This window comes from Psychrobacter pacificensis (assembly GCF_900101915.1).
Lineage (GTDB): Bacteria > Pseudomonadota > Gammaproteobacteria > Pseudomonadales > Moraxellaceae > Psychrobacter > Psychrobacter pacificensis.
The window spans coordinates 50,956-61,862 of the sequence record NZ_FNAL01000019.1 but is presented as its reverse complement, the minus strand read 5'-3'; the positions used below and the strand labels follow the sequence as shown (position 1 = coordinate 61,862).

Here is a 10,907-nt window from a genome sequence, read left to right as displayed (position 1 = left end):
CCCAGAGGTCAGTCACAATAGTTGTGGCGTTGTTAGCCCGTCTGTCACAAGCCTTGTTATTAGCATGCTTTGCTCGGTAACCTCGTAGGCTTTTATTACGCCTAAGCTCTCTTGATATGGTACTGGGACTTCTGTTTAACACCCTCGCTATAAGATTAATACTATGTTTTTCCCCTTTAAGGGCATAAATCTGGTATCGTTCACCTAGGCTTAGATGTGTATAGCTCATGGTTGCAATCTCACTTTGGTCGGTGGATAAAAACTTTGATGCTAGCGCATCTAGGTCTTTTTTTCACCTTGCATTTGGTATTGCACTTCATGTGTTAATCTAAGCATTAAAATACTCGGTTCAAACCGTTAAGCGCAGCCACACGATACGCTTCTGCCATCGTTGGATAGTTAAAAGTCGTATTTACAAAATACTCAAGCGTATTGTTGCTTTTGCACTTCATCACTGCTTGACCAATATGAATAATCTCTGAAGCATGGTTGCCGTAGCAATGAATGCCTAAAATTTCTAACGTATCACGATGGAACAATATCTTTAATACGCCCGAGCGTTCACCAATGATTTGGGCACGTGCCAGATGTTTGAAGAACGCTTGACCCACTTCATACGGAACTTTCTCATCCGTTAGCTCCTGCTCTGTTTTACCGATACAAGAGATTTCAGGAATGGTATAGATACCAGTTGGGACACTAGATACTGGCTCGGCATCACTATCACCGACCATAAAGGCAGCAGCACAGCGACCTTGATCATAGGCAGCAGAGGCTAATGATGGCCAACCGATGACATCACCAGCAGCATAAATATTGTCGACGTCCGTACAGTAAGTATCATCTACTTTTAACTGACCACGGCTATTTGCTTTTAGCCCAATGGCTTCTAAGTTTAAGCCTTCTGTGTTACCTGAGCGACCATTTGACCAAAGAATGGCATCAGATTTGATGCGCTTGCCGCTCTTTAAGTGCAAGACCACATAATCATCATGAGTCTCGAGATGATCAATCTCTTCATTACTACGGATAAGCACACCGAACTGTCTAAAGTCATGCGCGATCGCATCGCTGATTTCGCTATCCAAATAGTTCAGTAGCTGATCTTGGTTGTTAATAAGATCAACCTTATAACCAAGTCCTGTAAAAATAGAAGCATACTCACAGCCAATCACCCCTGCACCATAGATGATGATTTTTTTGACGACATAATCCATTTGCAAGATTTTGTCAGAGTCAAAAACGCGTGGATGTTTAAAGTCTAAAATATCAGGACGGTAAGGACGACTACCGACAGTAATGATGGCTTTATTGAAAGTAATAGTTTCGTAGATATTGTCGTCGACTTCAATGCGCAGCGTATGAGCGTCAATAAAACTTGCCCAACCTTGAATAACTTCGATACGGTTGCGCTCATAAAAACGGGTATGCGTACTGACTTGACGACGGATTACTTGACGCGCCTTAGCCAATACTTCATTTAGCGGAACTTGCTTATACTCCATCGCTTTGGTAAACATCGGGTCGCGACGGAAGTTAATCAAGTTAAATACTGATTGGCGCAATGCTTTACTAGGAATTGTACCGACGTGAGTAGAGTTACCTCCTACTTGATCACGCGGATCGACGACGACCACTCTTTTACCAGACTTGGTCAGCTTCATGGCAGCGGCTTCACCAGCAGGACCTGCACCTAAAACCACCGCATCATACTCATACTCGTGATCGTCACTTTTTAGTCGACGAGAATCTTTGGTAAATCCAGATTTGATATCAATACGAGTGTCATCAAGCGGGTTGATGAGATCAGGGTAATGCATGATATCTTCAGTGACCTGCTCATGAGTCTGCTCGATTTTCTGTTTTGTGTCTTTACCTTCAGTATGCTCAGGATTGGGCGAACGACCATTAGTTTTATTCGATACTTCAGTATGGACGTCTTTACCAGTATCATTGGTTGCGTCACTTATATTTTTACTTACCATCATGTCCTCTTTATGTATTGTTTGCTCTATTAATATCTATGTGCACGAGTTAATATTTTTAATATCCAAGCAGCTTAGTAAAGTTGTACTGACCATAAGGTATGAATAGACTTTTTACAAACTTGATGACGATTACATATTATAAAATTAATAGTCCATTACCCAATGCGGCGTTTAAGACCTGTCATCTGTAATATACGCGTGGCGATTTCTTCAACAGACATCTCTGATACATCCAAACTTGGGATACCATGCGTGATATAAATTCCCTGTATCGCGCGCTGTTCTTGCTGGCATTGCTGATAACTTGAGTAACGACTGCCCGCACGGCGCTCTTGGCGTATTTTTACCAAGCGATCGGTATCAATGAGCAAACCAAACAGTTTGTCTTTATGGTCACGCAGAGCTTTTGGTAGTTGATTGTCGTACAAATCATCTTCGGTCAGAGGATAGTTAGCGGCGCGAATACCGAATTGTAATGCTAAGTATAGAGAAGTCGGTGTCTTACCAGAGCGTGACACACCCACCAAAATAATATCTGCTGCATTATAATGACGAGTACGTGCGCCATCATCATTGTCTAAGGCGAAATGGACTGCATCGATACGCTCTTTATATGTCTCAGAGTCGACATCATCATGCGCATGACCTGAATGACCATCTGGCTCTACGCCAGTCTCTTCTGCAACGCGGCCAATCAACCCTTCGTACATATCCAAATTACAGCTGTGTGCTGAATTGATTTTTTCACGAATCTCTGGATTGACGATCGTATCAAACACCAACGGCAACGACCCATCACGTTGATACGCCATGTTTATCTGCTCTACGGCATCATCGGCACGCTCTAAGCTATCGACGTATGGCAACACTCTTGTCTCAAAAGGGACCGAGGCAAACTGACTCAAAATAGCGCGTCCGAGGGTCTCAGCCGTAATTGCGGTGCCATCTGAGATAAAAAATGCCGTTCTGATGGCTTGTGAGCTGTCCAAGTTTAGCGCATGACGATTTTGGATAGTGGACTTGACTTGTTCAGATGGATTGCTTGAGTACATAACGTTGACACCTCGGTTGAAAGCTCAATAATGATCTTCATTTCATTTTTAGTATTGATCTAATAGCAATTATCTAACTTTGGCTGCCTTATCTCTTGTAAATGCAGAACGATGGCAGCGCTGCTATTGCATATTTATATAGCCATATGCATCACTTATCTATCCGCTACATTATACGCATATTAGCTTGTTAATAGAAATTAATGTTACAGGCGTACACTTAGCACCAACATTGTTTTTCATCTTGTCGTCATAACCAATCCACCTCTCATCAAGGCATTTTTTATAGCATTTCCTATATATAAACATAAGATTGAAACATAAATTATAAAAATACTCTAAATATGGCTTATTTGAATACGTCTATTTTATGCAGTAATTGGCTTTTGAAAGCGCATAACATCGTCACTAGCAATGATATTTTTCATCTGAGTAAATACGAAACTTGATTAGACTGGCCTTACTCTGTGTAGCAAATCCTACAATTTGTGTATTTTTAACAAGTTTTTTGGTAAAACCCCTCGAATTCCTCCTAATATGGCGGTATAATTCACCGTTATAATCTTTACTAAATAACCTTATTTTCTGGAGTTATCATGGCAGCGCAATCTACAGCACTTGTAATCAATCTTGATCAGCTAGGAAAAGACGACATCGAAATGGTTGGTGGCAAGAATGCCTCACTTGGCGAGATGATCAGCCATCTTTCTGATTTAGGCGTTAGTGTTCCAGGCGGCTTTGCCACCACATCAAACGCATTCAATCGCTTTTTGACAGAAACAGGCTTATTAGAAAAAATCAACAACGAGCTAAACACATTGGATGTCAATGATGTTAATAAGCTTGCGGCGACTGGTAAAAAGATCCGTACTTGGATTATTGAGCAAGAATTGCCAAAAGATCTTGAGCAAGAAGTACGTCAAGCGTTCGAAACCATGAGCGGCGGCGAAGACATCGCTGTTGCTGTACGCTCTTCTGCGACTGCTGAAGATTTGCCAGATGCGTCATTTGCTGGTCAACAAGAAACCTTCTTGAACATTCGCGGTATTGATAACGTCCTAATTGCTATTAAAGAAGTATTTGCCTCGCTATATAACGACCGTGCAATCTCTTACCGTGTACACAAAGGTTTTGAGCACGAAGGTGTGGCATTGTCCGCTGCCGTACAGCGTATGGTGCGCTCAGAGACTGGTGCTGCTGGTGTTATGTTCACGCTGGATACCGAAAGCGGTTTTGATCAAGTCGTGTTCATCACGTCAAGCTATGGTCTTGGCGAAATGGTTGTACAAGGTGCGGTCAACCCAGACGAATTCTACATCTCAAAACGTCTGCTCGCTGATGGTAAGCCTGCCGTTATTCGTCGTAACCTAGGCAGCAAACACAAGAAAATGGTTTATGGTGATGAAGGCAGCACCGCAAAATCAGTGAAAACGGTCGATGTTGAAAAACAAGATCGCATGCAGTTCTCTTTGACTACCGAAGAGCTGACCTCTCTTGCCAAGCAAGCAGTAACCATCGAGCAGCATTATGGCCACGCGATGGATATCGAATGGGCAAAAGACGGTGATAGCGGTGAAATCTTTATCGTTCAAGCACGTCCTGAAACCGTTAAGAGTCGCCAAGACAGCAATGTCATGGAGCGTTATGTCATCGACACGACTGGCGCAAAAGTATTGTGTGAAGGTCGTTCAATCGGTCAGCGCATCGGTTCGGGTAAAGTACGTATCGTTACTCACCTAAACGAGATGGACAAAGTAGAAGAAGGCGATGTTCTGGTATCAGACATGACTGATCCAGATTGGGAACCAGTCATGAAGCGCGCTTCTGCCATCATCACCAACCGTGGTGGTCGTACGTGTCACGCAGCCATTATCGCGCGTGAGTTAGGTGTGCCCGCCATCGTTGGTTGTGGTAACGCCACTGAACTGCTAGTCGATGGTCAAGACGTGACTGCGTCTTGTGCTGAAGGCGACACTGGTTTTATTTATGAAGGCCAGATTGACTTTGAAGTACAGACCAACTCGGTTGAGTCTATGCCAGAGCTTGCATTCAAAGTCATGATGAACGTTGGTAACCCAGATCGCGCCTTCTCATTCACCCAGATGCCAAACGAAGGTATTGGTCTTGCGCGTTTAGAGTTTATTATCAACCGTATGATCGGTGTGCATCCAAAAGCGCTGCTAAACATGAACAGCTTGCCACGTGAGATCTCACAAGCCATTCAAGAGCGTATCGCAGGCTATGCCTCACCTGTTGACTTTTATGTTGATAAATTGGTTGAAGGTATCTCAACCCTAGCCGTTGCCTTTATGGATCAGCCAGTTATTGTTCGTATGTCAGATTTCAAATCAAACGAATATGCTAACTTGCTTGGTGGTAAGCTGTACGAGCCATCAGAAGAGAACCCAATGCTTGGTTTCCGCGGCGCTAGCCGTTATGTCTCTGACAACTTCCGTGACTGTTTTGAGCTTGAGTGTAAAGCGCTAAAACGTGTTCGTGATGAGATGGGCTTAACCAACGTTGAGATCATGATTCCATTCGTCCGCACCACTGGTGAAGCGGCGCAAGTAATCGAGTTACTTGAGAAAAATGGTCTAAAACGCGGTGAAAATGGTCTACGCATCATCATGATGTGTGAGCTACCAACCAACGCGTTACTCGCAGAAGAGTTCCTAGAGTACTTCGATGGTTTCTCAATCGGCTCTAACGATTTGACTCAGTTAACGCTTGGTCTTGATCGTGACTCAGGTATCGTCTCACATCTGTTTGATGAGCGTGACACTGCTGTTAAGAAATTGCTCACTATGGCTATCGACGCTTGCCGTAAGCAAAACAAATATGTTGGCATCTGTGGTCAGGGCCCATCAGACCATCCAGATCTAGCGTTCTGGTTAATGGAACAAGGTATCAGCTCGGTATCATTGAACCCTGATTCTGTGCTAGATACTTGGTTCTTCCTAGCTGGTGAAGAAAAGTAGACCGTTACGTTCAGTCGCAGCGGTAACTCACACAGTCATTAAAGATACCACTATTAGGGTCTATTTGATTTTTTCAAATAGACCCTAATATAATGTCTTAAGACATGACTAACTATGCAGGCAACTATGCAGATTTTCCTTGCTCGAAATAACGTACAAGCTGGTCCATACAATCTGGAGCAGCTTAATATCATGCTGGCATCAGGCGAAGTATTGCTTGATGATTTAATCTGGCATGAAGGCTTAGATCAGTGGCAGCGCGTAGGAAATGTGACCAATAATCAAACGGTCTATCGACCGACTGGTGCTACTACTCCTGATGCGAATGATTCTATTATCAATAATGTGACCGTCTTCCCTGAAGATACCAGCAATACTAAAGATAATAATTCAATATCATTAGATAGACTATATGGCAAGCCTGAACGTTCTAAAAATGTGAAGGCCGATATGACGACCAATCGTCATCAAACGCCGCACAACAATGTCTCATTAAACAAAACTGCTCTCAAAAAGACGGTCGCAGATAATGATAAAGTCATTGGTGATGTGGTACTGGCGCCGATTATGTCACGCATATTGGCAACCGCGCTCAACGGCCTGCTTTACGTATTGGCCATATTGCCATTAGTAATGGCACTGACCAAAATGGATGTAGACTATACCAAGTTTCAAAACATCCAAAATATGGACGCTGCCTATCAATATTCAATGTCGTTGATGGAAAGCATTCCAAGCAGTACGCTCATGATGTCGCAAGTCATGGTTTTTGGCTTGTTTGCACTGCAGCTGGTATTTATTACCATGCGTGGTCAATCCCTAGGCAAAGTAATCACTGGTATTCGGGTTGTGGATCAGACCACACATCGTCTACCCTCGTTTATCAAGCTGGTCGGTACACGTACGTTACTGTTGTTTATTATCTATAATTTACTGTTTTCGTTTACTAGCTTTTTGGGTTTTGTGATTATTGCTATCCATTATTATATGGCATCAAAAAGCCCTGAAAATATCGGTTGGCATGACAAACTTGCCAAAACTTTAGTGGTCAAAGCAGACAGTAGCCAACTGGTAAAAAAGTCAAAATCTGAATAATATTTTATTCACCATATTGTTTCAGATAAAAACGCTGCGCAAGATCGCAGCATTTTTATTGAGTAACGCTTATTTTCCATCTTTTTATATCTTATTGGCAGCCGCTTGGTGATTACCCTTTGTGTTAAGCGCCAAGTGCTGTTATAATACGGCGCTTTATAAACTAAGCTTATTTCTTACTATATTTTTAAGAACGTGGGCTTACCTTATAAATCTCCTTGCTATTAACATAGGGTTAATAGCTACTAATCCGTAAGGAGTCATAATGCGACATTACGAACTGGTGTTACTTGTACACCCAGACCAAAGCGACCAAGTGGTCGGCATGGTTGAACGCTATATCAAGTTGGTTCAAGACAACGGTGGTACTATCCATCGCCTTGAAGATTGGGGCCGCCGTCAATTGGCTTATCCAATCAACAAGATTCACAAAGCTCACTACGTTCTTTTCAACATCGAAACTGACGGCGAGACTTTGGCTGAACTTGAAGAATTATTCCGCTATAACGACGCGATCATTCGTAGTCTAGTTATGCGCCGTGACGAAGCTATCACTGAAGAGTCGCAGTTAGCCAAGAATGCCGATGAAAAACGCGCACGCAAAGCAACTACTCGTCGTCCAGACAATCGTGAAAACGATAATGACGACAACGACAACAGTGAAGACTAATTAAAGGAGAATACTCATGGCACGTTTCTATCGCCGTCGCAAATTCTGCCGTTTCACTGCTGAAGGCATCACTCACATCGACTATAAAGATGTTGAATTGCTAAAACAGTACATTAGTGATAATGGCAAAATCGTACCAAGCCGTATTACCGGTACGTCTACTAAATATCAGCGTCAACTAGCGACTGCTATCAAGCAAGCTCGTTATTTATCGCTACTTCCATACACTGATAACCATCAAGGTTAACCGCTAACTAGGAATGACTCATGCAAATTATTTTGTTACAGCGTATCGTCAACCTTGGTAAACTCGGTGAAACTGTCGATGTAAAACCAGGTTACGGTCGTAACTTTCTTATCCCTCAAGGCCGCGCTCTACCTGCGACCAAAGCTAACATTGAAAAGTTCGAAGCACGTCGTGCTGAGCTTGAAGCTGAAGAAGCAAAAGAGATCGCTACTGCTCAAGAGCGTGCTGATGCACTAACTGACGTTAATGTTATCATGCGTGCGAAATCAGGTGACGAAGGCAAGCTATTCGGCTCTATCGGTACTCGCGATATCGCTGAAGCATTGACTAACTCAGGTTTAGAAGTAGACCGTGCTGAAATCAAGCTACCTGAAGGCACACTACGTCAAGTTGGCGAATACAATGTTGATATTCAGCTACACCATGACGTTACTGCTAGCATCTTAGTTACTATTCTTTCTGAAGATGGTAACAACGAAGATTCAGCTGACGAAGAAGAAGCTGAAGAAGATTATTCTGAAGAGTAATCTTCTAGATAATTAGACTCAGTCTATAAAAAAGCCAGTGACCTTGTGTTGCTGGCTTTTTTTATGTCGATATTTTATACATGTGATCGTAATACTTTCGCATTACATCAGAGTTTTCTTGATGCCTTGTAAGTATCAATCGATTACTAAAAGCTGTATTCAATACTATTTGTCAGCATGATATCTTGCAGTAACCATTTGCAACAACTCACTTAAAAATGCTATACCAACCAACAAGATACTGTCTATATAATTGTATTCATCATAACGAGTAGAAAGATTTTTCTATTTTTATACTTTTCGTTGATAGAGTACTTTAATATGACTAACACTGATGAAATAAACACTGACGATAAACTACTTTGTGTCAAAGGTAACGATTTCTATTCAGAGGGTGAGATCTATACGGTAGGTAGAATCGTAAATGACAAATACTTTCAGATACTGACCAGCGGCGATGATGATCACTGGTATGCAACGCTAGATGATAAAGGTATTTACGTAAGCTTCGATTCTACGATAGCTACTGACAATAAAGCGTTCTTCGATAAGATTGCTTAGATTGGAGTTTATATAAAACTCATCTTGAACAAAAAAAATAAGCGATACCTTATAAAAGACTGGCCATCTATAGTGGTCAGTCTTTTTTTAGTGAAAAACCTTGGTTAAATGCGGTCTGAAAATCGAAAAAGCGATAACTCTGCAGGCATAAGAATGCCACTACTCTCATCAGAAAATGTTCATATCGCCATAACAAACAGCATCTCTTTGACAAATGTATTTCCTAGTGCCCCCTATTTGCTATAAAATATGCCCCTTCAAAATTTCGTATCGTTATTGATGCCTGTTTGCGTGAATAACTCATTAAGATATAAACCATATTGAGACAGTGATGATTGTATTTTGGCTTGTGCTGACCATTCTTTTTATTATTTTCGCTACCGCAAAATTGAAGTGGCATCCTTTTTTAGTGTTGATTTTGTCCGCTTTTTTGGTTGCCCTTTTTTACCAAGTACCGCTCAACACTGTTGCAAAGACAATCTCTGATGGTTTCGGTGGTATTTTAGGCTACATCGGTCTTGTGATTGTGTTTGGTACGATTATTGGCTTAATCCTCGAAAAAACAGGGGCGGCTATTGTAATGGCAGAGTCAGTCATCAAAGTATTGGGGCCACGCTTCCCTACTTTGACCATGTCTATCGTCGGTGCAGTGGTTTCGGTGCCTGTATTTTGTGATTCTGGCTACATTATCTTAAACTCTTTAAAAGAGTCTTTGGCTGAGCGATTACATGTATCAAGTGTCGCGATGAGTATTGCCTTGGCTACTGGTCTATACGCCACTCATACCTTCGTACCGCCTACGCCAGGCCCAATCGCGGCGGCAGGTAATTTAGGACTAGAGTCAAACTTAGGTTTGGTCATCATGGTCGGTGTGGTTGTCACGGCTGTTGCCGTATTGGCCGGCTGGTGGTGGTCGAATCGCTTTCTTAATGCCACGCCTGATAATATCAATGCCACAGATGCTCAAGCAGCGACCCTACCTGAAGGCATAAAAACACGCGATGACTACAGCAAACTGCCTTCAGCAACAATGGCGTTTTTACCTATCATTGTGCCTATCATATTAATTTGTCTGTCGTCGGTTGCCAATTTCCCAAGTGCACCGTTCGGTAGTGGTACGCTAGCAGAGGTTTTGATATTCATCGGTAATCCACTGACTGCATTGTTGATTGGTTTGTTTTTATCGTTTTTATTGATTGATTCAGAGCAAAAAACGCAGCAAATCAGCGATAGTATCTCACAAGGTTTGGTAGTAGCAGCCCCTATCCTACTGATCACTGGTGCTGGTGGCGCATTTGGTGCCATGCTAAAAGTGACGCCAATTGGCGATTATCTAGGTTCAACGTTATCGGCCTTGGGTTTAGGTATTTTTATGCCATTTATCGTCTCTGCTGCGCTAAAAACAGCACAAGGCTCAACCACAGTGGCATTGGTCACAACCTCTGCTATGGTTGCCCCACTGTTGAACCAAATTGGCTTGGACAGTGAGCTTGGCCGTGTATTCTGTGTGATGGCAATTGGTGCCGGTGCCATGACGATCTCTCACGCCAATGATAGCTTCTTTTGGATCGTGAGTCAGTTTAGTCGCATGAGCGTGGCACAAGCGTACAAAGCGCACTCAATGGCCACTGGTATCCAAGGGGTGACTAGCATCGTATTTATCTGGTTGTTAACCCTAGTGTTTATCTAGTTCATGAGATTGGGTACGTATATATACGTTTATTTGATTATTGCTAAGTAAACGTTTTAAAACACGACACTGTTGCGATGATCGTGTCATTAAGATATT

At 42.4% G+C, this 10,907-nt stretch carries 10 protein-coding genes; 7 read left to right on the top strand and 3 right to left on the bottom strand.

Going from position 1 to position 10,907, the window contains the following annotated elements; genetic code table 11:
• The 3 genes from BLR43_RS14055 to ppsR form a co-directional block, all read right to left on the bottom strand.
• The coding region (locus BLR43_RS14055; RefSeq protein WP_143007431.1) for a helix-turn-helix domain-containing protein at positions 1-229 on the bottom strand (229 nt) is incomplete at its 3' end.
• A 106-nt stretch (positions 230-335) separates the two neighbouring features.
• A complete protein-coding gene (gene sthA / locus BLR43_RS10735; protein ID WP_071001322.1) occupies positions 336-1,985 on the bottom strand; it encodes a Si-specific NAD(P)(+) transhydrogenase in 1,650 nt (549 codons plus the stop codon).
• Positions 1,986-2,143: 158 nt separating this feature from the next.
• On the bottom strand, positions 2,144-3,040 hold the full coding sequence (ppsR, locus tag BLR43_RS10730) for a posphoenolpyruvate synthetase regulatory kinase/phosphorylase PpsR (RefSeq protein WP_071001320.1): 897 nt from the start codon (positions 3,038-3,040) through the stop codon (positions 2,144-2,146).
• Between the two features lie 596 nt (positions 3,041-3,636).
• Between ppsR and ppsA the strand changes: the two genes are divergently transcribed.
• The 7 genes from ppsA (at position 3,637) to BLR43_RS10695 (ending at position 10,808) form a co-directional block, all read left to right on the top strand.
• The gene (ppsA, locus tag BLR43_RS10725) at positions 3,637-6,018 is read left to right on the top strand and encodes a phosphoenolpyruvate synthase (RefSeq protein WP_093070996.1); all 2,382 of its coding nucleotides are present in this window, start codon (positions 3,637-3,639) and stop codon (positions 6,016-6,018) included.
• Positions 6,019-6,132: 114 nt separating this feature from the next.
• Positions 6,133-7,113 carry an RDD family protein gene (locus BLR43_RS10720; protein WP_093070994.1) on the top strand — a complete coding sequence of 327 codons (981 nt, stop codon included), beginning with the start codon at positions 6,133-6,135 and terminating at the stop codon, positions 7,111-7,113.
• A 265-nt stretch (positions 7,114-7,378) separates the two neighbouring features.
• Positions 7,379-7,783: a 30S ribosomal protein S6 gene (rpsF, locus tag BLR43_RS10715; protein ID WP_071001316.1), complete on the top strand. Its 405-nt coding sequence runs from the start codon at positions 7,379-7,381 to the stop codon at positions 7,781-7,783.
• A gap of 16 nt (positions 7,784-7,799) precedes the next feature.
• Positions 7,800-8,030, top strand: coding sequence for a 30S ribosomal protein S18 (gene rpsR, locus BLR43_RS10710; protein ID WP_010198808.1), 231 nt, complete (start codon positions 7,800-7,802; stop codon positions 8,028-8,030).
• 20 nt (positions 8,031-8,050) lie between these two features.
• Positions 8,051-8,557, top strand: a complete 507-nt coding sequence (rplI, locus tag BLR43_RS10705; protein WP_093070991.1) for a 50S ribosomal protein L9 — start codon at positions 8,051-8,053, stop codon at positions 8,555-8,557.
• A 321-nt stretch (positions 8,558-8,878) separates the two neighbouring features.
• Positions 8,879-9,118 carry a hypothetical protein gene (locus tag BLR43_RS10700; RefSeq protein ID WP_093070989.1) on the top strand — a complete coding sequence of 80 codons (240 nt, stop codon included), beginning with the start codon at positions 8,879-8,881 and terminating at the stop codon, positions 9,116-9,118.
• 331 nt (positions 9,119-9,449) lie between these two features.
• A complete protein-coding gene (locus BLR43_RS10695; RefSeq protein ID WP_093070987.1) occupies positions 9,450-10,808 on the top strand; it encodes a GntP family permease in 1,359 nt (452 codons plus the stop codon).
• Positions 10,809-10,907 lie beyond the last annotated feature (99 nt).

Excerpts from the sequence above, each read along its gene's own strand:
- BLR43_RS10695 (WP_093070987.1), top strand. The coding sequence starts at position 9,450 with ATGATTGTATTTTGGCTTGTGCTGACCATTCTTTTTATTATTTTCGCT.
- ppsR (WP_071001320.1), bottom strand. The coding sequence starts at position 3,040 with ATGTACTCAAGCAATCCATCTGAACAAGTCAAGTCCACTATCCAAAAT.
- rpsR (WP_010198808.1), top strand. The coding sequence starts at position 7,800 with ATGGCACGTTTCTATCGCCGTCGCAAATTCTGCCGTTTCACTGCTGAA.
- BLR43_RS10720 (WP_093070994.1), top strand. The coding sequence starts at position 6,133 with ATGCAGGCAACTATGCAGATTTTCCTTGCTCGAAATAACGTACAAGCT.
- rpsF (WP_071001316.1), top strand. The coding sequence starts at position 7,379 with ATGCGACATTACGAACTGGTGTTACTTGTACACCCAGACCAAAGCGAC.
- rplI (WP_093070991.1), top strand. The coding sequence starts at position 8,051 with ATGCAAATTATTTTGTTACAGCGTATCGTCAACCTTGGTAAACTCGGT.
- sthA (WP_071001322.1), bottom strand. The coding sequence starts at position 1,985 with ATGGTAAGTAAAAATATAAGTGACGCAACCAATGATACTGGTAAAGAC.
- BLR43_RS10700 (WP_093070989.1), top strand. The coding sequence starts at position 8,879 with ATGACTAACACTGATGAAATAAACACTGACGATAAACTACTTTGTGTC.
- ppsA (WP_093070996.1), top strand. The coding sequence starts at position 3,637 with ATGGCAGCGCAATCTACAGCACTTGTAATCAATCTTGATCAGCTAGGA.